Below are 22,322 nucleotides of genomic sequence, written 5' to 3' on the forward strand. Positions count from 1 at the left end.
TGGGATTTGAACCCACGGATGGTCGCCCATCGCCGGTTTTCAAGACCGGTGCATTCAGCCGCTCTGCCACCCCTCCGAACGGCGTGCATACTACGCTAAGCCCTTGTTCATATGCAATACATATTTCCTGTGGGATAGTGTGCGGGAGCAAAATGGCAGGTGGCTTGAAATTGTTCCTCGTCATCCCTATTTGTTCTACATACAATGCCTATTACATGCAGTAACAAACAGCGATCACGAGGCGGCCGCTCGCCGTCTCACCCGGACATCAAGAGGACACCCAAGATGGATACCCGTTCTATCTACACTGGCACCCAAAGTGCCGTACGCGATACCAACAAGGTGCTGCGTAACACCTATATGCTGCTCTCCCTCACTCTGGGCTTCTCTGCCGTGGTGGCGGGCATCGCTACCGTGATGAACATGCCGCCGCTGCACTGGGCCGTGTTCCTGATCGGCGTCTACGGTCTGATGTTCCTGACCGAGAAGAATCGCAACAACGGCATGGGGCTGGTATTCACCTTCGCCCTGACCGGTCTGCTGGGCTATAGCCTGGGCCCCATCATCAACATGTACATGAACAATGGTGGCGGCGAGATCGTGATGACCGCCCTTGGCGGCACCGCGCTCACCTTCTTCGGTCTGTCAGCCTATGCCCTGACCACCAAGCGTGACCTCTCTTTCATCGGCGGCATGCTGTTCGTCGGTTTCTGGGTACTGCTGGTGGCCATGGTGGCCAACATCTTCCTGCAGATGAGCGCCCTTAGCCTGGCCCTGTCCGCCATGTTCATGCTGTTCTCTTCCGGCGCCATCCTGCTGACTACCCAGCAGATCGTGCGCGGCGGCGAGACCAACTACATCTCTGCGACCGTCACCCTGTATGTTTCCATCTACAACATCTTCCTGAGCTTGCTGAGCCTGCTTGGCGGCAACCGCAACTAATCAGAAACCCCGCTTCGGCGGGGTTTTTATTGGCTCCTCTTTCTGTCAGGATAAGTTGTAAATCAAGGATATGAAGCGAAGTGGCCCTGATTTGGATCAGGGCCACTTCGCGCTTGGCGGGTTACTATCTCGCTCTCGTTTCGATCAAGGGTTTCACCTGTCTCATGCCGATGGATCTCTCTGGCCTGCTGCGCCGACTGCTGACTGATAGTCACATCGATTTTGCTTCGCTCAAGGGTGGTGCCTAGCATGCCCATGGACTTCTCCGGTTTGTTACGCCGACTGCTGACCGATAGCCACATCTACTTCGCCCTCAAGGTGCTGCTGGCCATTCTCGGTCTGCTCGCCTTCACCCTGGCCACCGGCAATATCCAGCTCACCGTACTGCTCTCCCTCGGGGTAGTGGCGGGCGCCATCGCCGAAACCGACGACAGCCTGTGGGGACGCCTGAAAAACCTCGCCATGACGCTGATTTGCTTCATGTTCGCGTCCCTGTGCGTGCAGTATCTCTACCCCACCCCCTGGCTGTTTGCCATTGGGCTCGCCAGCTCCACCTTTATTTTCGTGATGGTGGGGGCGCTCGGTGCCCGCTACGCCACCATCAGCTTTGGCTCGCTGCTGATCGCCATCTACACCATGCTGGGGGCCGCCAAGGCGCCGGATCTCTTCTACCAGCCGCTGGCGCTCGGCGCTGGTGCCCTCTGGTACGGGCTGGTCTCGTTTATCTGGCTCTGGCTGCTGCCCTACAAAACCCTGCACGAGCAGCTGGCCCAGAGCTACTTCGCCCTTGGTCGCTACCTGCTGGAAAAATCCCGCTTCTTCCCGGCGGACGAGCACGGCGCCCAGGCTATTCGCCACAATCTGGCCCAGCTCAACATCAATCTGGTGAGTGCGCTGACCCTCACCAAATCGGCCCTCAACGCCCGCCTGAGCCGCCGCCATCCGGCCAGCCCCGAACTTGCCAGCCTGCTGCGCCTCTATCTGCTGGCGCTGGAAATTCACGAGCGCGCCACCTCCAGCCACTACCCCTACAGCCGACTGGAAGCGGAGCTCAAACAGGGCATCGTACTGGAGGGATTTCAGGAGCTGTTCCTGCAACTCTCCGAGGCGTGCCAGAGCTTGGGCTACGCCATTCTGGTGCACAAGCCCTACAGCCATAACAAGCGCATTCACTGGACACTGCAGGCCCTCGGCGATCAGCTGGAGTTTAGCAATCTCAAGCAGCACTACCCGAAAACCCTGCTGACGCCGATGAAGTTCCTGCGCCGCAATCTGGCCAGCATCAACCAGCTGCTGGGCAGCGCCGAAGTGCTGCAAAACCCCGAGCAGCCGCAGCAAGAGCTGCCCGCGCTGGCCAAGCCGCCCCGCCTGCCACTGCTGACCCAGCTCAAACAGCACCTCACCTTGCACTCCATGGTGTTTCGTCATGCGCTGCGCCTCTCCTTGGGGCTGGTGATTGGCTACGGCATATTGCAAGCCTTTGATATGGATAAGGGCTACTGGATTTTGCTCACCGTGCTGTTTGTCTGCCAGCCCAGCTACAGCGCCACCCGTCGCCGACTGGTGCAACGGATGCTCGGCACCTTCGCCGGTATTCTGGTGGGCATTCCGGTGCTCTGGCTGTTCCCCGAGCTGCACATCCAGCTGGTGGTGATGGGGCTCGCCGCCTTCCTCTTTTTCACCCAGGTGCGCAACAACTACAGCGCCGCGGTCTGCTTTATCACCCTCTACGTGCTGATGGCGTTCAACCTGCTCGATGGCATCGGCTTCGCCATTCTGGGGCCGCGGCTGCTCGATACCCTGCTCGGCTGTCTCATCTCTTACGGGCTGGTGGCCTGGCTGTGGCCGGACTGGCAGTACAAGCGGCTGCCGACCCTGATCGCCAATTCACTTTCGGCCAACGCCCGCTACCTCTCGGCGGTGCTGGCGAGCCTCACCCAGCAGCGGGACGAGTCCATCGACTATCGGGTAGCGCGCAAGAGCGCCCATCTGGCAGACAGCGAGCTGGCGACCGCCTGGCAGAGCATGCTGGTGGAGCCGCAAAAGCGCCGCCGCTTCCTCGATCTCTGCTTTACCCTCACCTGGCGCAACCACGCCCTGCTCTCCTACATCTCGGCGCTGGGGGCCCATCGCGACAAGCTGGAGGCCGTCAACGGGCTGGATGAGATGCGCCACCATATCTGCCACACCCTGGAGCAGGCGGCCGGTCATCTGGCGGGCACCCCCTCCAGCTCCATCGGCAGCAAGAACCTGCTACTCACCACGGATGGCGATATCGAGTGCAGCGAGGAGCAGCTGATGCTGACCCAGCAGCTCAACCTGATCAGCGAGCTGGCGGATCAGTTGCTGCATCTGGCCAACGAGAGCCGGTTGCTCACCGGGGATCAAGGCGCTACCATGCCCGCCCAATCCTGATAGCCCCATTAGCGAGGAGCCCCATGTCTGCGTCCGAACAACATCAGCTGGAATTCAACGGCCAACTCATAAAGACCGATGCCAAGGGCTACCTGCTCAACAGCAGCGACTGGAGCGAGGAGCTGGCGCTGGTGCTGGCTGCGCAGGAGGGGATCGAGCTGGAGGAGCCGCACTGGGAAGTGGTGCGCTTTGTGCGCGCGTTCTATCTGGAGTTCAACACCTCCCCCGCCATCCGCGCGCTGGTCAAGGCGATGGAAAAACAGTACGGCCCCGAGAAGGGCAACAGCCGCTACCTCTACAAGCTGTTCCCGGAAGGACCCGCCAAGCAGGCGACCAAGATTGGTGGCCTGCCCAAGCCGGTGAAGTGCATCTGATCCCATGCATCTCATCCCATAACAACGGGGGGCCGCAACTGCGACCCCCCGTTGTGTTTGGTGCGCTATCTTCGCGCACCGTCCATTCATATACCTCGCACTGACTCGGCCAGCCTTATCCCCGCTTGTCAACCAGCGCTACCAGCTGCTCCGCCAGCCGGTGACCGTGCAGGTAGGAGGCGATCAGCTCGCTATCTGCCTTGCCGATTGCAATCTGCTGATACCAGTGCTCCAGCATGGCGGCAAAGCCGCGCTGGGCCAGCACCGGCTGCCAGTCGTTGGGGCTAAGCATCTGCGCCTGCTTGTCGCGGGCGATGATGCCGCGGGTGCAGTTCTCAAGGTGCAGGGAGAGATTGTCGCCGTAGGCATCGATGCGCTCCTCGGTGATCCCGGCGCTGCGGTTCATGCTGCCGCCGATGGCGCGATCGCCGCTCTGCCAGCTGACGCTTACCCCGGCCAGCAGACTCTTGTCTTGCGCACAGGGGCGCAATACCGCATGGAAGTCGCCGTCCGGCACGCCACCATAGAAGCAGAGGCTGTCGAGCACATGGATAAAGTCGTCGAACATAAAATCCCGCGCCTTGCCCGGCAGGGCGAAGCGGTGTTTCTGCCAGTTCAGCTCGGTCAGCGGCTGGGCGCGCGCCTCGGCCATGGCGGGCAGATAGCGGCGGTTAAAGCCGGTAAAGAGGGCGCAATCTTGCGCGATAGCGAGGTTGGCCAGCGCCTCGGCCTCGGCCAGATTGTCGCACAGGGGCTTGTCGACAAAGGTGGGGATCCCTGCGCGCAGGCACAGCTCTGCCAGCTCGCGGTGCACGGCGGTGGCGGCGTGGATCATCACTGCGTCGGGGCGGCTGGCCAGCATGGCCGCCACATCGGTAAAGCACTCGGCGACCCGATACTGGCGAGCCAGCTGCTCCAGCACCGATGGATTGCGGGTGCAGAGCAGCGGGGTGACCCGCTCATCGCTGGCAAGCAGCGGCAGATAGGCTTTTTGGGCGATATCCCCCAGACCAATCATGGCAATGCGCATCTCAACTCCTTTTCACTCGATAACGGGATCAGTGGATAACCGGATAACTGCCCGCACCATCGCAGGATTTGTCTCGCAGATCCAGCCTGCCGTTAGCGCGCTGGCTGGTAACGGCTTGTCTCTGGCAAATTGGTGGCAAATTGGGTGGCAAATTGTGGCAAATTGGTGGCAAATTGGGACACCCACCTTTTGGAACAACCCACTATAGGGCCGCTGCAGGCACCATAAGGGTCTATACATCCGAACTGATGCCTACAAAAGTTGGCTAGTGAGAGAGCTTTTCAGGTTTAGAAAGCAACCGCCCCTGCACAGCCATTTACTGGGCTATGTGCAATACCCGGAGCTATCGGCAGGGTGGACGCGAAGCAATCAAAGCCGTGGTTGATGGCAGCGCTGCTGGCCACAGTGGCGGGCAAACTGCTGGCATTGCTCTCTGTCTCCCACCACTCTGATCCCTTGTCGCCTGAACAGCGTCACCTGTTTCAACCAGCGAACACCTTCCAGTCCCAATCGTTCCAGAATTGGTTCAAGTTGGGCCGGAATATGACCCTGCTTGTCGGGCCGGATAGCACGGCCAGTCCAATCAACCAGCATCAGGTAGTCGGTGAAGGCATAGGTCAACTCTTCAGGCTCCCCCTGGCTGGCAAACGGCAGCAAAAGTGGTGGCAAAACCTCAGGTGCTGCAGGCTCGTCAAGGCGCTGTTTGATACTGGTGTAGTCACTCTGCTCTGGCCGATCGGTCAACGCGGCTCGTATCGGATTGAGGTCAACATACGCCATACAGGCCAACAAGGCAGATTCGGTTAGCAAAGCCTGACTCTTGAAGCGCCCCTCCCAGAAATGGCCCTTGCAACCATCTTCCTGATTGGCCTGACGGGCCAGATTTTCATTGAGTAGCCGAATAAACCAGCTGATGGAGTGAAGCCGCTCCCGCCATTGGGCCAGCAATTGCTGCACAACAGCCAGCTCAGGCTCGATCAACATCTCCCCTTGATACCAACGCCTGACCAACAGCGGCCACTGGAAAAGCGCCGCCCAGCGCTCAGCCACTTCCCGCTCACTCCAGTTGGCTGCGGTATCGGGCTCCACCTTGAGCACCAGATGATAGTGATTGCTCATCACCGCATAAGCACAAATGCCGATAGCAAACAGCCGCGATAGTTGCCCCAACTTGTCGACCACCCACTGACGCCGATGCTCGTAACTCTGGCCGGAGTGGGAATCCTCTCCGCACAGGAAGGCTCGCCGCACACAGCGGCTGACCACGTGGTAGTAATGCGTATCCTGCAAACTGATTTGACGTGAACGGGCAATGGTCATGGCGCATCCCTCAACGGTGACCTCTCAAGTCAAGACCAGCACTACGCCGCTGTCAAAAAGGTGGGTGTCCCAGATTACCCCAGAGCAAGAAGAGTTTGATAGCGGTCATAAAACGAGACGTTTCTGATAGTTACGTCACGTTAAGGCTCGCTTCAGCAGTTTCGTTTGGCTTACCATATCCGTCCAGAACCTGTTGAGCTGCGATGGGTTGCTGCCCTCGTTGGTCAATGAAGCATTTTGGAAGCTGTAATCCACGGGCGGCAGCGTAAGATTTGCTCAGAAAGGTGGGTGTCCCAGATTTCTCTTTCTGATAGTTACGTCACGTTAAGGCTCGCTTCAGCAGTTTCGTTTGGCTTACCATGGCCAGTCAGAACCTGTTGAACTGCGATGGGTTGCTACCAGCGCGGGTCAAGGGAGCATATTGGAAGCTGTAATCCACGGGCGGTAGCGTTAGATTTAGTGGTCTTACGCCTCACACAGAAAGGTGAGCGTCCCAGATTTCCACTTCTCCTTGCTCAAAAAAGTGGATGTCCCAGATTTTTGTAATACAACAGATAAGATTAGATATTTAAAAAGTACACTTTTTGCCATTTGAAAGATACCAAATATTTTAAATTAAATTTAATCTGCACAAGGCTTATTATGTTAGAGAAAATAACCTTAGAAAATTACAAGAATTTTAGCAAGCTGGAGTTAAATGAATTAAAAAGAGTAAACTTCATTGCTGGACAAAATAATATAGGAAAGACCTCAATTCTGGAATCCATTTTTCTTTTCTATGATAGAGGTGCACCAGATGTTTTTTTCAAACTTATTGCACTGAGAGGTATCCCTGCTTTTGAGCTAACCCCTAATAATTTATGGATTCCATATTTTAATAACCTTGATACATCGAAGGTAATGCGTATTGAAGTCAATGACTCAGGCCATATAAGCGAAGCAATATATAAGCATATTAAAAGCAATACTCAATCTTTATCTATCGATAATTACAGCGCACCTAATTACAATAATGTCAGCTGGGGTAATATTCAAACATCGCAAAATAAAAACAACCTGTCTGACACCCTTTCATGTAGTTACAAAGAGAAAAAACCATCTTTTCAATCACTCGGAGAAGCACAATTTTCCATCGATGGCGGTCAGCTTAATTTAAATTTTAATGATTTTAAAAACCCAAATAAACGTGTGACATTTGTACTCTCATCAAGTAAAGGGGCAGGCCAAGCTGATGCAGAGAGAATTGGTAAAATTGATATAGAACAAGGTCTTGATAAAATAATAGGATATTTGAAAATTATAGACTCATCTATAAAATCGCTATCAATAGTCATGCAAGGGCAGCAACCAATAATATATTGTGACACTGGGCTTCAAAGAAAAGTTCCGTTGTCATTTATGGGGGAAGGCGTATCAAAACTCCTATCTATAATAGCAGCAATATTAACCACGCAATCAGGTATTGTATGTATTGATGAAATTGAAAATGGGATTCATTATTCACTATTTCCCGATGTAATGAAGACTATTGTTGAGGCTGCAAAAGAAAATAACTGCCAAGTTTTTATCACTACTCATAGTAATGATGTGTTGAAAGGCCTACATATTGCTAGTAAAGAAGATTCATCCGTTGAAAAAAACATCTCGTTTTATCGCATAGATAAGAAAAATAACAAGATTATGCCAAAGCATTATACAAGCTCAATGCTCTTCAGTGCAATTGATAGAGATTGGGAGGTAAGATAATATGATTACCTCAGACAAAATAATCCTTGTTGAAGGAAAGGATGAAATAGGTTTCTTTACTGCACTATGTGAAAAGGAAGAGCTTCAAGAATATCAAATAATTGAAGTGGGTGGTGTAGATAAATTTAAAGACGAGCTACCAGTTATAATTAATGATAGAAATTTTGATGAAGTAACATCTATCGCAATAATCCGAGATGCTGATAGCAGCATTAAAGCTGCACTGCAGAGCATCAAAGCAATTTTAGAAAAAAATGGATTATCTGCACCAGATAGTCATTCTTCTATCAAAGCAGTTGAAAATAGAAAGGTTGGCTTGTTTATTATGCCCGGGAATAGAGATGAAGGGATGCTGGAAAATTTAGTCCTTGATAGCGTATCTAACAACCCAGTAAAAATTCAAGCCGACCTGTACATAGAAAATTTGAAAAACACTCTACCTCCAGAGGTATTTCCACAAAATGAACACAAAGCTAGATTACACGCTTATTTATCAGGAATGAAAAAATTTGTTCCTAGTTTAGGGTTAGCTACACAAAAAGGTTATTTTGACCTTGATTCAGAACATTTCAATGAACTAAAAAAGTTTTTGAATGATTTGAAGTAGCCGCAATTTACCTGTCAAATGAATAACTTAAAAATAAAAAGGCGACCATCCGGTCGCCTTTTTATTTCTATCACTTTGCTAATCAGCAAATATCACCGTGCCGGTCGCTTGGCACCATTGCCTTTGGCCGCAGGCTTGCCGCCCTGAGCGGCGGGTTTGGCGCCCGGCTTGGCAGAGCCTGCACGGGTCGGCGCCTTGCCCTTATGGGCTGGTTTACCAGTCGGTTTGCCCTTGCCTTCACCCTGTGCAGCCGGTTTGCCATTACCCGCGCCTTTCTGCAGCTGGGAACCCACCGGTTTGCCGCCCGTTGCCTTGTTGCCTGCACCATTACCACCATTGCCACGCTGATGAGCAATGTTGCTATGGCGAGTCAGGGCCGGTTTCAACCCCTTGCCGCTGGCGGCGCGCTCGTTGCGACCTTCCGCCGGTACCAGACAGCCGGGGCCGTTACCAATCAGGTGGCCCTTGCCCATGGCGAGCAGGGCTTCGCGGATCATCGGCCAGCCAGCGGGATCGTGGTAGCGCAGCAGCGCCTTGTGCAGGCGTCGACGGCGCTCGCCCTTGGCGACAAACACATCGCCACCGGTGCGGCTCACCTTGTTTAACGGGTTTTTCTCCGTGTAATACATGGTGGTGGCGTTGGCGAGCGGCGACGGATAGAAGTTCTGCACCTGATCGAGCTTGAAGCGGTTCTCTTTGACCCAGAGCGCCAGATTGATCATGTCTTCATCGGTGGTGCCCGGGTGGGCAGAGATGAAGTAGGGGATCAGGTACTGCTGCTTGCCCGCCTCTTTGGAGTATTTGTCGAACAGCTCCTTGAACTGGTAGTAGCTGCCCATGCCCGGCTTCATCATCTTGGAGAGCGGCCCCTCCTCGGTATGTTCCGGCGCGATCTTGAGGTAGCCGCCGACGTGGTACTTGGCCAGCTCCTTGATATAGCGGGGATCTTCGACCGCGATGTCGTAACGCACGCCGGAGGCGATGAGGATCTTCTTGATCCCCTTGAGGTCGCGCGCCTTGCGATAGAGGTTGATGGTCGGGCTGTGGTCGGTGTCCATGTGCGGGCAGATGGTGGGCCAGACACAGGAGGCACGACGGCAGGTCTGCTCGGCCTTGGGGCTCTTGCAGCGCAGCTTGTACATGTTGGCGGTGGGGCCACCGAGATCCGAGATGACGCCGGTAAAGCCCGGCACCTTGTCGCGGATATCTTCGATCTCTTTCAAGATCGACTCTTCCGAGCGGCTCTGGATGATGCGCCCTTCGTGCTCGGTGATGGAGCAGAAGGAGCAGCCGCCAAAACAGCCGCGCATGATGTTGACCGAGGTCTTGATCATCTCGAAGGCGGGGATCTTCTCGTTGCCATAGGCCGGGTGCGGCACTCGCTGGTAGGGCAGGCCGAATACGCCGTCCATCTCGTCGGTTTCGAGCGGGAAGGCAGGCGGGTTGACCCAGACGATGCGATCGCCGTGAGCTTGCGACAGGGCGCGGGCACAGCCGGGGTTGGTCTCGTGGTGCAGAATGCGCGAGGCGTGGGCGTAGAGCACCTTGTCCTCTTTCACCCGCTCGAACGCCGGCAGCTTCACATAGGTTTTTTCCCACGGCTTGGGCTTGGGCGGCTGCACCAGCACCGGTTGGGCCTCCTGCGCGGCAGGAGCCGCTTCAGTGGCGTCATCCGAGCATGGGGCCCCTTCCATATAGGGGTTCATGATGGGATCGATGCGGCCAATCTGGTCGAGCTTGCTCGAATCCACCCCTTTCCAGCCCGGCAGCGGCTCCTTGCGGATCACGGCAGTGCCGCGAATATCCTGCATGGTGTCGATGGTCTCCCCCGCTGCGATGCGGTGAGCCACCTCCACCAGCGGCCGCTCGGCGTTGCCGTAGATGAGGATATCGGCCTTGGCATCGAGCAGGATGGAGCGGCGGATAGTCTCGGACCAGTAGTCGTAGTGGGCGATGCGGCGCAGGGACGCCTCGATGCCGCCAATCAGCACCGGCACCTCTTTGAACGCCTCTTTGCAGCGCTGGGTATAGACCAGGGTGGCGCGATCCGGTCGCTTGCCCCCCACATCCCCCGGGGTGTAGGCGTCGTCGTGGCGCAGCTTTTTATCGGAGGTGTAACGGTTGATCATGGAGTCCATGTTGCCCGCGGTCACCCCGAAGAAGAGGTTCGGTTTGCCAAGGCGCATAAAGTCATCCTTCGATGACCAGTCCGGCTGGGCGATGATGCCGACCCGAAAGCCCTGGGATTCCAGCATGCGGCCGATGACCGCCATGCCGAAGCTCGGGTGATCCACGTAGGCATCCCCCGTCACCAGAATGACGTCGCAGCTGTCCCAACCGAGCTTGTCCATCTCTTTGCGGGACATGGGCAGGAAGGGCGCCGTGCCGTAGCACTCGGCCCAATAGCGGGGATAGGAGAAAAGGTTGGGTACCGGCTGCATTTTGAACACCTGGAAAAATTCGGGTCGCGCATTATACCGGTTGCGGCCAAGGGGAGCGATGGCTTTTTGTCCCTATAGATCCCGAGGAATAGGCCGCCGCCAGCAATAGCAAGGGCGCCCGCAGGCGCCCTTGTAATGAGGGAGGCTGATAACTGGCCCCCGCTTGGGTTCAAGTCAGGATTGAGGTCAGAGCACCGGAGGGTGCGACTCCCCTGCCCCCTTGGCAGCCAGCGCTTCGTCTACCTGCTGATCCCGCGCCCCTGTCATTCCAGCGTGGCGCGCCAGCAGATGGTAGATGGCGGGCACTACCAGCAGGGTAACCAGGGTTGCCAACGACAGCCCGAAGAAGACCACTGTCCCCACCGCCATCCGGCTCTCGTAGCCCGCCCCCATGGAGAGCATCAGCGGCACCGCGCCGATAATGGCAGTGAGGGAGGTCATCAGGATGGGGCGCAGACGGCGCACCGAGCCTGCGATGATCGCCTCCTCGAACCCTTCCCCGCGCTGACGCAGCTGGTTGATGAACTCGACGATCAGGATGCCGTTCTTGGTCACCATGCCGATCAGCATGATCATCCCGATCTGGCTGTAGATGCTCATCTCCTGCCCCGTCAACCAGAGGCCGAGCAGACCACCAAAGAGGCCGAGCGGCACCGTCACCATCACCACCGCCGGGGTCAGGGTGCTCTCGAACTGGGCCACCAGCACCAGATAGACCACCAGCAGGGCGAGGCCAAACACCAGCACCATCTCCCCCTGATTGTCGCGGTAATCCTTGGAATCACCGGCGTAATCCACCGTCATGCCGGTGGGCAGGTTGGCGTTGGCCCAGCCATCGAGGAAATCGAGGGCCTCCCCCAGGGTGTGATCGGGATGCACATCCGCCGTCAGGGTGATCGCCTTCTGGCGCTGGTAGTGGTTGAGGCGGTTGGCAGTCGCCACCTGTTTGACGGTGGCCAGGGTCGAGAGACTGACCATCTCGCCGTTGGCCGCTTTCAGGTAGATGCGGCCAAGATCCGAGATGCCGTTGAACTCGGTCTGGTTGCCACGCAGGTAGACGTCATACTCCTCGCCCCTGTCCACATAGGTGGTCTTGCTCGCCCCGCCCAGCAGGGTCTGCAAGCTGTTGGCCACGGTGGAGACCGGAATGCCGAGCTGGCTGGCGCTGTCGCGATTGATGGTCACCTGCAGCTCGGGGGTCTTCTCGGCGTAGTCGAGATCCGGGCTCAGCATCAGGCCGCTACCCTGCGCCGCCTGTTGTAGCGCCAACCCTTGCTGGTAGAGCTCGGCATAGTCGTTGCCCTGCAGCACGAACTGCACCGCAGCGGTGGAGCCGCCACGGAAACCGGGCTGGAAGGTGCGGATCATCACATCGGGAATGCCGGAGAGCTTGGCGCCGAGCGAGCGGGAGAACTCGGTGGCGGTGACGTCGCGATCAGCCCAGTCGGTGAGCTGGATGATCACCATACCGGTCTGATCGCCGCCACGGCCAAAGGCGGGGGTACTGAAGCTGAGCGCCTGCACCACCCCTTTGCCCAGCATCGGCATGATGGCGGACTCCACCTGCTGCATGTTGCGCTTCATCCGCTCGATGCTGGTCCCCTCTGCCCCCTTGACGAAGACATAGATGACGCCGCGATCCTCGGTCGGGGTAAGGCTGGTCGGCAGCTGGGTAAAGAGGGCACCGATACCGCCCAGACAGAGCAGCAGCACCAGCGGCGTCCAGCGGGAGCGACGCAGCACCCACGCCAGCAGGTGGCGATAGTGCCCCTCCAGCCAGCCGAGCCCGCGATCGAGCCCGGCAGTGAGCCGGTTCGGTTTATCGAGCGGGCGCATCAACCAGGAACCCATGGCCGGGGTCAGGGTCAGCGCCACCAGCGAGGAGCAGAGCACCGCGAGCGAGAGCAATATCGCAAACTCGGTAAAGAGCCGCCCCACCATGCCATCCATAAAGGCGATGGGGACAAACACCATCACCAGCACGGCAGTGGTGGCGATGACCGCAAAGCCCACCTCGCGGGTGCCGTGCCATGCCGCCAGCAGCGGCGGCTCACCCCGCCGCAGATGGTGGTGGATGTTCTCCACCACCACGATGGCGTCATCCACCACCAGACCGATGGCGAGAATAAGCGCCAGCAAGGTAATGAGGTTGATGGAAAAACCGAAATACCAGGCGCCGATAAAGGCGGAGATGAGCGACACCGGCACCGTAATGGCCGGAATGAGTGTGGTGCGCCCCTGCCCGAGGAACAGATAGAGCACCGCCACCACCAGCACGGCGCAGATGGCCAGGGTCTCGTACACCTCGTCGATGGCCTGCTTGATAAAGATGGTGGAGTCGTAATCCACCTCGAGCTTGGCCCCCTCCGGCAGGAAGCGCTGCATCTCGCCAAGTTTCTTCTCGATCCCCTGCGCTACAGCCAGCGGGTTGGCAGTGGACTGGGCGACGATGCCGATACCCAGACTCTCTTTGCCGTTGCGCTGATAGGCGCTGTCTTCGTTCTTGGCCCCCACCTCCACGTCGGCGATATCGGCCAGATAGACGCTCTGGCCGTTGGCGGCGGTGGTGACTTGCAGTTGCTGGAAATCTTCCGCTGTGTGGTAGAGACGGGCGATCTGCACCGCCATGGTCATGGAGTTGTTGCGGATCTCGCCCCCCGGCAGCTCGATGTTCTCCCGCTTGAGGGCCTCTTCCACATCGCTCACCGTGATGCCACGGGCCGCCATGTCGGCAGGACGCAGCCGCACATACATCACCTGGGTCAGATCGCCGGAGAGCGCCACTTCGCTCACGCCGTCTACCAGACTCAGGGGGTCGACCAGCACGCGGTTGGCGTAGTCGGTCATGGCGGTGCGATCCATCTGGCTGCTGCTGAAGTTGAGCCAGATCGCCACATCGCCGTTACCGCTGTCCTTGGTCACCAGCGGCTCGTCCACATCATCGGGCAGCCGTGGCCGCGCGCGCGAGATAGCATCGCGCACATCGGAGATCCCCTCCACCATGTTCCAGCCGAGCTTGAACTCGACGGTGATCATCGAGCGCCCCTTGCGAGTCATGGAGTTGATGTTCTTGATGCCGCTGATGCCGGAGAGCTGATCCTCGATGGGCTTGGTGACCTGACTCTCCATCACCGAAGGAGCCGCCCCCTCATAGGTGGTGCTGATGGAAACCGACGGGATCTGCACGTCCGGCATCTCCCGCACCGTCAATTTGCTGAAGGCGACCAGACCGAACACGGTGAGCAGGGCGCTGAGCACCACCGCCACCAGCGGGCGGCGAACTGAGATATCGGAGAGCCACATCAGCCGTTCACCTCGGCCAGATCTCGCACCTGCACGCCATCACGCAGATTGACCAGCCCCTCGACCACGATGCGGTCGCCGACCTTCAGCCCCTCGGTGACCCAGACGGTCTCCCCTTCGGTCTCGCCGAGCACCACAGGCACCCGCTTGACCCGGCCATCGGCCTCAAGACGGTAAACAAAGCGCTGCTCACCGGCGTACTCCACCGACTGGGCGGGGATCAGGGTGAGCTGCTGGGCGGGCAGCGCCAGCTCCACATTGAGCAGCATGCCCGGGCGCAACTGGCCGTTGCCATTGGGGATCATCACCCGCGCCTTGATGTTCTGGGTATCGTTGGAGACGCGGCTGTCGAGGGTGGTCAGGGTGCCGTTGAATTGCTGATCCGGCCAGGCGGTACTGGTGGCGGTGACCGCCATGCCCGGGCGCAGCAGGGAGAGGTAACGCTCCGGCACCGCCAGATCGAGGCGCAGTTTGTCGAGTTCATCCAGATGCAGCAAGGTATCGCCGCTGTTGACCAGTGCCCCTTCGCTCAAGTCAATCAGGCTCACGGTACCGGCAAAGGGTGCCTGCAAGGTACGCAGGGAGAGCTCGTAACGGGCGGCATCGAGGCGCGCCTGCACCTGGGCCACGGTGGCCTCCTGCCCCTCCAGCTCGGATTGGGTCACGGCGCCACGGGCCACCAACTTGCGCATATCCCCCAGCTTGCGGTTCTCGTCACGCAGACTGGCGCTCTGCTCGGCCAGCTCCGCCTGCTGCTTGCCCGCATCCAGCGCGATCAGGGTCTCCCCCTTCGTCACGCTCTGACCAGATTGCACCGCAATCTTGACGATGCGGCCGGTCACTTCGGGGCTGATGATGACGGAGCGATTGGCCGCCAGCTTGCCCACCAGCTTGAGGGTCGGCTCAGCCAGACTCTGCTTGACGGTTTGGGTGCGGATATTGACCTGTCTGGCCTGTGCTTTGGCGGCGGGTTCGCTGTGACGCAGCGCCCAGACGCCGGCAACCACGATTAGAAGAAGGCCCAAGCCGAGCCAGATACGCATTTTCATCGAACGATCCATGAAGAGTGAGAAAGAAAAACCAGATTGGGGCCATTTTAGCCCCAGACTATGCCGTGACTATGTATAAATGTGACAAAACGTAACAGGAAGGGGGCAAGATCACTCCATTGGGCATGGTTCGATTCTTTTCCCACCCTCTTCGCTTACACTCACGACACTCTCTTTTCCATGCCCGATCGTTGCCTATGCCCAATGTGTCAGCCACCCCTTTTCTCACCCGCCTGACCTGGCTGCTGTTTGCTCTGGTCATCCTGCTGGTTGGCCTGACCCTGCGGCAAAGCCTGAAACAGATAGAACGCCTCTACCAGAGCGATACCCTCAACAGCGCCATCTACCTGCGGGATCAGTTCAAGCAGATTGAGGTCTTTCTGGAGGCGATGCGCGGTCAGGCCGAGGAGCGGCTGCGCAGCGACCCCCAATCGGTGCTAACCCGCCAGCTCTACCGCCATATTCAGCAGTTGCCGGAGCTGGGGCTGGCCCTCGACCAACTGCCCGCCAACCTGCCTGCAGGACTAGCGGGCAACCTTACCGGCGCGGGCCCGTTGCCACCAGCGGGCAGCGAGCGGGAGGCGCGCATTCATCTGGCCCTGAGCCTCTCCCCCTTGCTAGCCACCGCCAGCCAGCGCCTTGGCAACGAGATCGCCTGGGTCTACTTCACCGGCATCGACAACTTTATCTACCTCTACCCCTGGCAACCCTCCAGCCGGTTTCGCTTCTACCCCTCCATCTACCGGAAGAGCTTCTGGCAAGATGCGCTGGCGGCCACCAACCCGGACAAGAAGACAGTCCTCTCGCGCCCTTACGATGACTTTATCGGGCTCGGCCCCATGGTCACCATGTCCCAACCCCTCTATAAGGACGGCACACTGGTGGGGATGATCAGCATGGATGTGCTGCTCGCCCGCCTGCAGCAACAACTCGACAAACTGACCCCGGCACTGGGGGAGTATCTGCTGCTCAATCAGTACCATCAGGTGCTGGCCAGCAGTGCACAGCAGCCCGTGCTGCCGCAAAATCCCGAGCCAACCGGCGAATATCAATGGCGACAAGGGGCATGGCAGCTGACCATGGCAATCCACGATACCCCCTTGCGACTGGTGCACAGCGTCACCCTGCTGCCACTGGTGTGGGCCATGCTCTGCCAGTCCGCCCCGACCCTGCTCGCCATCCTCTTTATGCTGCTGGCGGTACTCTCCAACCTGAGGTCCCACCGTCTCAATCAGCGGCTCAACTACCTCTCCTGTCACGATGCCCTCACCGGCGCCTTCAATCGCCACTATCTGGAGCGCCTGGAGCAGGGGGGCGAGCTGGCGCGACTGCAGGCCGGGATCCTGATGTTCGATGCGGATCATTTCAAACGGGTCAACGACACCTTCGGCCATGCCGTTGGCGATATGGTGCTGATCCGGCTGGTGCAGCTCTGCCAGCAGCAGCTCGGCCCGTCGGACAAATTGATCCGCTGGGGTGGCGAGGAGTTTCTGCTGCTGATAGGCCACAGTGATGCCTCCCGCCTCGGCGAGCTGGCAGAGCAAATCCGACTCGCCGTAGCCGATCATCACTGGGCCGCCATCGAGCCCGATCTGGTGGTCACCATCAGCCTCGGCTATCACCCCTACGAGGCGGGTATCCCGCTCCATGAAGCGGTGCGCCGTGCCGATGTGGCGCTCTATCAGGCCAAAGCCAACGGGCGCAACCGCAGCGAAAGATGGCAGGGTGACGCATCCTGACTTGCGGAGTAAGCTGGTCGCTCCAACCCCTTTTTGGAGGAACGTCGTGCCACGTAAACCCCGTGTAGGGCTCGCTCTCGGGAGCGGTGCCGCCAGAGGATGGGCCCATATCGGCGTCATCCGCGCCCTTGAACGACTGGGCATCAAGCCCGACCTCATCGCAGGCTGCTCCATCGGCAGCTTTGTTGGCGCCGCCTATGCCGCCGGTGAGCTGGACCGGCTGGAGTCATGGGTGCGCGGCTTTACCCGCCTGCAGGTGGTCAGCCTGCTCGATCCGGCCCTCTCCGGCGGTCTGTTTCGTGGCGAGAAGGTGTTTGGCCTCGCCGCCAACCACCTAGGCAATCCAGAGCTAGAGAGCCTGCCCATCCCCTTCGCCTGTGTCGCTACCGAACTCGATACCGGCCGCGAGATCTGGCTGCAACAGGGGCCGCTGCGCCAGTCGGTACGCGCCTCCTGTGGCATGCCGGGGATCCTCACGCCGACCCGGGTCAACGACCGCTGGCTGGTCGATGGCGCCGTGGTCAATCCGGTACCCATCTCGCTGGCCCGCGCCATGGGGGCCGAGGTGGTGATCGCCGTCAACCTCAACACCGACATGCACCAGCCCTGGACCGACGAGCCGGATCAACCTGGCAGCATGGGCCTGCTCAGTCAGTGGCTCAATCGCGGTGAATCCGCGCCAGCCACCCCGGGTCTGTGGAGCGTGATGAGTGGCTCCATCAACATCATGCAGGAGCGCATTACCCGCGCCCGGATGGCCGGTGACCCGCCGGAGATCCAGCTCTGCCCGCGCCTTGGCAGCTTCTCTATCATGGATTTTCATCGCGCCAGCGACGCCATCAACGAGGGGGAAGCCTGCGTCGAGCGCAACCTCGACCAACTCAAGGATGAACTGTCTCGTCTTGGCTTGTTGTAACTCCGCCCTCGTTGCCAACATCAACAAAAAGAGCGCCTTGCGGCGCTCTTTTGCTATGGCAAAACCCTCGGCTTAGAACAGCCCCAGCCCCTTGAGCATCACGATCAGGATCAGCAGCGGTGAGACATAGCGGATGATGAAGAACAGTGGCTTGAGAATGGGCAGAACCAGCTCACCGCCATTGGTCAGGGCATCGCGCATCTTCTCCTCGCCCCATACCCAGCCCACAAACAGGCAGAGGAAGATACCGCCGAGCGGCATCAGGATGTTGGAGGAGAGGTAGTCGAACAGATCGAAGAAGGTCTTGCCCGCAATCTGCACATCCGCCATGGCGCTGTTGGAGAGCGCACAGGTGGAACCCACCGCACCCAGCACCAGCAGGTTGATCAGGGTCGCCTTGGGGCGGCTCATCTTGAAGCGCTCGGAGAGCACCGAGACCGGCACTTCCAGAATGGAGAGCATGGCGCCGGTGGCCGCGATAGCCGACAGCACGAAGAAGAGCACCATGAAAACATGGCCAAACGGGATGCTGGCAAACACTGCCGGAATGGTGATGAACAGCAGCGACGGGCCGGCGGTCGGCTCGAACCCGAAAGCAAACACCGCCGGGAAGATGGCGATACCGGCCAGCATGGAGACGAACAGGTCGGCGCACATCACCCGGAATGCGGTGAGCGGAATGTTCTGGTCATCACGGAAGTAGCTGCCGTAGGTCATCATGCAGCCCATGCCGATGGAGAGTTTGAAGAAGGCCAGCCCCATGGCGGTGAGCACCACGGCCCCGGTGATCTTGGAGAAATCTGGCGAGAAGAGGAAGGAGAGACCTTCGCTCGCGTCAGGCAACGTCAGACTGCGGATACCGATCACCAGCAACAGGATAAAGAGCACCGGCATCAGCTTCTTGGTGACCGCTTCGATCCCCTTGGAGACCCCCATCAGCAGGATGCCGCCCATCAGGGCCAGCACCAGCCACTGCCACAGCAGGCTCTGTAGCGGGTTGCTGATCAGCGCGCCAAATGCCGCACCGGTCACCTCGGGATCGGTGGAGAGAATGGAGCCGTCGATCGCCTTGAAGATGTAGGCAAACACCCAGGCCGCCACTTCCGAGTAAAAGGACATGATCAGGAAGGCCGCCAGCACCCCCATCACCGCAATCAGCCACCAGGGTTGCCCTTTCGGAGCGAGATTGCTCAGGGTGGTGACCGCATCGGTTTTGCTTTTGCGGCCCAGCATGATCTCGGAAATCATCACCGGCAAACCGACCAGCAGGGTGGCGATCACATAGACCAGCAGAAAGCCGGCACCACCGTTTTCACCGGTCAGGTAGGGGAATTTCCAGATATTGCCGAGGCCGACGGCTGAACCAAGGGTGGCGGCAAGGACGCCGAACTTACTGGTAAAGCCGTCGCGGGCCTTGGGGGAGGTTTGACTCATGCTTGTCTCACTTATTTCGCATCATGCGAGATGAACCGGATTTTGAGGGTCGGAATTTTCTGAGGTTTATGGTGGTTTGCCAAGATGTTTTGAGCAAAAGCCCTATATAGAGCACAGATAAGAAAAAAGCGGCAACCAGGGCTCTGATTTGCAGGCAAAAAAATACCGCCCGAAGGCGGCATTTCTATTCACATCGATGATCACACCTTGGCGAGATCATCCGGTCCAATCTGACCGATTTCGGCGACTTTTTTGTCTGCCAGCAGCCAGAGGGTGAACTTGTGCAGATCCGGGTGGTGCGCCAGGGCAACCAGGAAGGCGCCCCCGACTTCACGGTAACCCAGCTCGTAGTTTTTCAGTGTGGTGGGAGGAACACCGAGCAAATCTGCAAACTTCGGACGGCTCAAACCGACCGCTTCACGGATCTGACGGATCTTCTTGCCAACAGTGACGATATTTGAATTCATAATGTTCCATACTCCGTTCGGCGGATTTACTCCGCCTTTATTTTTCGCGACGACTCGTAGTCAAGTGTATCAGTTTTGTACGGACTCGTTATGGTCGAGCCTCTATCTTTATGAGCGCCTTTCGGCGACAACCCTTACTTTCATCGGGGATGGTAATCGCTCAGCCGTCTCAGGTAAACAGTCTCGAAAAGAAACCTTTATTGTTGCCGCCAGAATAACTCGTATAATTCGCCCGCTACCCAATAAGAGGAATAAGTATGGCGTTTCCCGGCATTATCTCTCGCCTGCACCCCGTTTCCAGCCCTGCAGAACTGGCACAACAGCGCCTGCAAGGTGAACAATATCGCGCCGAAGCATTCTGGCTTCCGGCATCGATGCACAGCCATGCCAGCGAGATCCTGGCCGCCCTGCCGGAGAGCTGCAGCCTGTTTCTTGAACAGGAAGCCGCGGGCCTGGCCCTGCGCAGCCACGACGGCACCCTGCATAACAATGAACAGCTCATCACGGTAAATGGGCAGAACATTACCCTGGCCACGACACCGGGCGATGGCGGTCTGGTACCCGAATCCGGCTTGTGCAAGATGGCTGACTGGCTGGACGCCGGACACCGCCATTTCATCTGTTCAGCTGCGGTTCAGCCTGTGGCGCGGGCCATCCTCAATATCTGGCCACTTGACCCCTATCTGGCCCGACATTTCTTGATGACATTTACCCCCCTGTTGGAGCATGCAACCGAGGCAGATTACCTCGCGGTCTTTGCCGCCAGAGCACATCCTGCCGACCCGCATTCCGACTGGGTTCAGGCCTATATGAAACTTGAAAAGAAACTGCACAGGGCCTATCTGGATCACTAATTAATCTGGATAAACAGCCATTTAACGACACGACACAATTTGCCATAAGGCTCATTTGTGAGCTTGATCATGTTTTAAAATCGGCATAGAGTGAGCCTCGTCATCGGAATGACATCAGTTGCCTGGCAGTGGTTTCTCACGCATTGCGTGCCATGCCAGCGCACTCGACACACCAGGAGAGTGTGCAACCCGGTTCTGCCGGGTCATCTGCCAGACTCGACGCCAGCCGTACGGCGGAGCCTGCAGCTTACATAAATTACAAAGTGTGAAGCACGTAAATAACGTGCGATCTCAACGAGGATTTTTTTATGATGAAAATGGCTCCTTCCATGATCGCCATCGCCATGGCTGCTCTGGGTGCTACCGCTGCTCACGCCGCTGACGACATCTACTTCGGTGCCGGTGTCGGTGCTGCTCACTTCAACGGTCTGAACAAGATCGAAAGCACCAACGTAGGTCAAGAAGATGCAGCTGCAGCCAACGCCTTCGTTGGTTACAACTTCACCGAAAACTTCGGTACCGAATTCGGTTACCAGTATGCCGGTCGTGGTAACACCGACGGCAACCGTTACGAAAACCAGGGTGCCACCCTGTCCGGTATCGCTCGTCTGCCGGTTGGCAACGACTTCTCCCTGTTCGCTGAAGGCGGCGCCTACTGGGCTCACACCGACGGTCTGGGTGTAAGCGACACTAAAGTTTCCCCGCTGGCCGGTGCCGGTGTGACTTACAAAGTAAGTGACGCGCTGGATCTGCAAGCTCGCTACCGCTACATGTGGGACGTGGCTGACCTGCACGCCGACAACGGTGACCGTTACAAGTCCAACCAGAGCGTTGCTACTCTGGAAGCGGTATACCACCCGTTCCGTACTTCCTACGTAGCTCCGGTAGCTGCTCCGGTTGTTGAAGAAGCTCCGGCTCCTGCTCCGCAAGTGGTAGAGAAGAACTTCGCCCTGAACTCAGACGTGCTGTTTGCCTTCGGCAAAGACACCCTGAAGCCGGAAGGCGTTGCAGCCCTGAACGGTCTGTATCAGCAAATCGTTGAATTCCAGCCGAAAGATGGCAACGCTGTTGTTGTTGGTTACACCGACCGTATCGGTTCCGACGCTTACAACCAGAAGCTGTCTGAAGCCCGTGCCCGTACCGTTGCCAACTTCCTGGTGAGCAAAGGTATGGCTGCCAGCAAAGTTGCCATCGAAGGTCGTGGCGAAGCCAACCCGGTTACCGGCACCAAGTGCAACGGCGTAACCGCTAAAGCTCAACTGATCTCCTGCCTGGCTCCGGATCGTCGCGTAGAAGTTCGCGTATCTGGCGTACAAGAAGTTCAGCAATAATCTGACCTCGTTCAGATAGTGCGAAAAAAAGGGATGCTGCGGCATCCCTTTTTGTTTGTTTCATTCTCGCTTGCATCCCTCAGTTCCCCCTCCCTGCGCTTGCCTGCCCCGCCCCGAAAGCATAAAGTAGTTGCGCCTGTAAGGTATTGGATAAGCACTAAAAAGCGCTTCTTGTCCGGTCTGTTGTCCATGACGCCACTGCATCATGAGAGTCCCAAGCCTTCGCTATCCACTTTGCTGGCGATTTTTCGCAGCAATAAAAACAAGTGCATTGCCCCAGGGCGGGAGCACACTTTGTTGATATTTTAACCAAAGAATAACTGAGCCCGATAGTCGTCATTCCAGCCGGCTCTT

At 57.8% G+C, this 22,322-nt stretch carries 16 protein-coding genes; 9 read left to right on the forward strand and 7 right to left on the reverse strand.

Going from position 1 to position 22,322, the window contains the following annotated elements:
• Positions 1–285: 285 nt before the first annotated feature.
• The 3 genes from OKC40_RS18805 to OKC40_RS18815 all read left to right on the forward strand — a co-directional run bounded on the left by OKC40_RS18805 (position 286) and on the right by OKC40_RS18815 (position 3,731).
• Positions 286–942, forward strand: coding sequence for a Bax inhibitor-1/YccA family protein (locus OKC40_RS18805; RefSeq protein WP_042061979.1), 657 nt, complete (start codon positions 286–288; stop codon positions 940–942).
• Positions 943–1,191: 249 nt separating this feature from the next.
• A complete protein-coding gene (yccS, locus tag OKC40_RS18810; protein ID WP_270796575.1) occupies positions 1,192–3,357 on the forward strand; it encodes a YccS family putative transporter in 2,166 nt (721 codons plus the stop codon).
• Positions 3,358–3,380: 23 nt separating this feature from the next.
• Positions 3,381–3,731: a TusE/DsrC/DsvC family sulfur relay protein gene (locus tag OKC40_RS18815; protein ID WP_042061983.1), complete on the forward strand. Its 351-nt coding sequence runs from the start codon at positions 3,381–3,383 to the stop codon at positions 3,729–3,731.
• Positions 3,732–3,846: 115 nt separating this feature from the next.
• Here OKC40_RS18815 and OKC40_RS18820 read toward each other — a convergent pair whose 3' ends face one another.
• Complete coding sequence (locus tag OKC40_RS18820) at positions 3,847–4,761, reverse strand: Gfo/Idh/MocA family protein (RefSeq protein ID WP_270796577.1); 915 nt, start codon at positions 4,759–4,761, stop codon at positions 3,847–3,849.
• Positions 4,762–5,130: 369 nt separating this feature from the next.
• Positions 5,131–6,081 (reverse strand): transposase, encoded by a 951-nt coding sequence (locus tag OKC40_RS18825; RefSeq protein ID WP_270796579.1) that lies wholly within the window; start codon positions 6,079–6,081, stop codon positions 5,131–5,133.
• Between the two features lie 642 nt (positions 6,082–6,723).
• On the opposite strand from OKC40_RS18825, the gene OKC40_RS18830 reads away from it, so the two are divergent.
• Together OKC40_RS18830 and OKC40_RS18835 are read left to right on the forward strand one after the other, a co-directional pair.
• A complete protein-coding gene (locus tag OKC40_RS18830) occupies positions 6,724–7,827 on the forward strand; it encodes an AAA family ATPase (protein WP_270796580.1) in 1,104 nt (367 codons plus the stop codon).
• A 1-nt stretch (position 7,828) separates the two neighbouring features.
• The gene (locus OKC40_RS18835) at positions 7,829–8,434 is read left to right on the forward strand and encodes a DUF3226 domain-containing protein (RefSeq protein WP_270796581.1); all 606 of its coding nucleotides are present in this window, start codon (positions 7,829–7,831) and stop codon (positions 8,432–8,434) included.
• A gap of 92 nt (positions 8,435–8,526) precedes the next feature.
• On the opposite strand, the gene OKC40_RS18840 is transcribed toward OKC40_RS18835, so the two are convergent.
• From OKC40_RS18840 to OKC40_RS18850, 3 genes are all read right to left on the reverse strand, one after another.
• On the reverse strand, positions 8,527–10,875 hold the full coding sequence (locus tag OKC40_RS18840; protein WP_270796582.1) for a YgiQ family radical SAM protein: 2,349 nt from the start codon (positions 10,873–10,875) through the stop codon (positions 8,527–8,529).
• 186 nt (positions 10,876–11,061) lie between these two features.
• Positions 11,062–14,178 (reverse strand): efflux RND transporter permease subunit, encoded by a 3,117-nt coding sequence (locus tag OKC40_RS18845; protein ID WP_270796583.1) that lies wholly within the window; start codon positions 14,176–14,178, stop codon positions 11,062–11,064.
• A complete protein-coding gene (locus OKC40_RS18850) occupies positions 14,178–15,227 on the reverse strand; it encodes an efflux RND transporter periplasmic adaptor subunit (protein WP_201932515.1) in 1,050 nt (349 codons plus the stop codon). Before OKC40_RS18850 ends, OKC40_RS18845 begins: the two co-directional genes overlap by 1 nt.
• A 197-nt stretch (positions 15,228–15,424) precedes the next feature.
• Here OKC40_RS18850 and OKC40_RS18855 point away from each other — a divergent pair, with 197 nt between their 5' ends.
• Complete coding sequence (locus tag OKC40_RS18855; protein WP_201932528.1) at positions 15,425–16,966, forward strand: sensor domain-containing diguanylate cyclase; 1,542 nt, start codon at positions 15,425–15,427, stop codon at positions 16,964–16,966.
• A gap of 46 nt (positions 16,967–17,012) precedes the next feature.
• Entirely contained in the window at positions 17,013–17,882 is an 870-nt protein-coding gene (locus tag OKC40_RS18860; RefSeq protein WP_182939131.1) for a patatin-like phospholipase family protein, read from the forward strand.
• A gap of 72 nt (positions 17,883–17,954) precedes the next feature.
• Here OKC40_RS18860 and OKC40_RS18865 read toward each other — a convergent pair whose 3' ends face one another.
• Together OKC40_RS18865 and OKC40_RS18870 are read right to left on the reverse strand one after the other, a co-directional pair.
• Positions 17,955–19,316 (reverse strand): sodium-dependent transporter, encoded by a 1,362-nt coding sequence (locus tag OKC40_RS18865; RefSeq protein WP_270796584.1) that lies wholly within the window; start codon positions 19,314–19,316, stop codon positions 17,955–17,957.
• 200 nt (positions 19,317–19,516) lie between these two features.
• Positions 19,517–19,783: a helix-turn-helix domain-containing protein gene (locus OKC40_RS18870; protein WP_040094449.1), complete on the reverse strand. Its 267-nt coding sequence runs from the start codon at positions 19,781–19,783 to the stop codon at positions 19,517–19,519.
• Between the two features lie 257 nt (positions 19,784–20,040).
• Between OKC40_RS18870 and OKC40_RS18875 the strand changes: the two genes are divergently transcribed.
• A complete protein-coding gene (locus OKC40_RS18875; protein ID WP_201932532.1) occupies positions 20,041–20,637 on the forward strand; it encodes a hypothetical protein in 597 nt (198 codons plus the stop codon).
• Between the two features lie 308 nt (positions 20,638–20,945).
• Entirely contained in the window at positions 20,946–21,968 is a 1,023-nt protein-coding gene (locus tag OKC40_RS18880) for a porin OmpA (protein ID WP_042656135.1), read from the forward strand.
• The last annotated feature ends 354 nt before the right edge of the window (positions 21,969–22,322 follow it).

The sequence above is a fragment of the Aeromonas sp. QDB11 genome (assembly GCF_027705265.1).
GTDB classification, from domain to species: Bacteria; Pseudomonadota; Gammaproteobacteria; order Enterobacterales; family Aeromonadaceae; genus Aeromonas; species Aeromonas allosaccharophila.

Coding starts and splice junctions, on each gene's coding strand:
- yccS (WP_270796575.1), top strand. CDS start 1,192: ATGCCCATGGACTTCTCCGGTTTGTTACGCCGACTGCTGACCGATAGC.
- OKC40_RS18825 (WP_270796579.1), bottom strand. CDS start 6,081: ATGACCATTGCCCGTTCACGTCAAATCAGTTTGCAGGATACGCATTAC.
- OKC40_RS18850 (WP_201932515.1), bottom strand. CDS start 15,227: ATGAAAATGCGTATCTGGCTCGGCTTGGGCCTTCTTCTAATCGTGGTT.
- OKC40_RS18805 (WP_042061979.1), top strand. CDS start 286: ATGGATACCCGTTCTATCTACACTGGCACCCAAAGTGCCGTACGCGAT.
- OKC40_RS18815 (WP_042061983.1), top strand. CDS start 3,381: ATGTCTGCGTCCGAACAACATCAGCTGGAATTCAACGGCCAACTCATA.
- OKC40_RS18845 (WP_270796583.1), bottom strand. CDS start 14,178: ATGTGGCTCTCCGATATCTCAGTTCGCCGCCCGCTGGTGGCGGTGGTG.
- OKC40_RS18830 (WP_270796580.1), top strand. CDS start 6,724: ATGTTAGAGAAAATAACCTTAGAAAATTACAAGAATTTTAGCAAGCTG.
- OKC40_RS18865 (WP_270796584.1), bottom strand. CDS start 19,316: ATGAGTCAAACCTCCCCCAAGGCCCGCGACGGCTTTACCAGTAAGTTC.
- OKC40_RS18855 (WP_201932528.1), top strand. CDS start 15,425: ATGCCCAATGTGTCAGCCACCCCTTTTCTCACCCGCCTGACCTGGCTG.
- OKC40_RS18875 (WP_201932532.1), top strand. CDS start 20,041: ATGGCGTTTCCCGGCATTATCTCTCGCCTGCACCCCGTTTCCAGCCCT.
- OKC40_RS18835 (WP_270796581.1), top strand. CDS start 7,829: ATGATTACCTCAGACAAAATAATCCTTGTTGAAGGAAAGGATGAAATA.
- OKC40_RS18880 (WP_042656135.1), top strand. CDS start 20,946: ATGATGAAAATGGCTCCTTCCATGATCGCCATCGCCATGGCTGCTCTG.
- OKC40_RS18870 (WP_040094449.1), bottom strand. CDS start 19,783: ATGAATTCAAATATCGTCACTGTTGGCAAGAAGATCCGTCAGATCCGT.
- OKC40_RS18820 (WP_270796577.1), bottom strand. CDS start 4,761: ATGCGCATTGCCATGATTGGTCTGGGGGATATCGCCCAAAAAGCCTAT.
- OKC40_RS18840 (WP_270796582.1), bottom strand. CDS start 10,875: ATGCAGCCGGTACCCAACCTTTTCTCCTATCCCCGCTATTGGGCCGAG.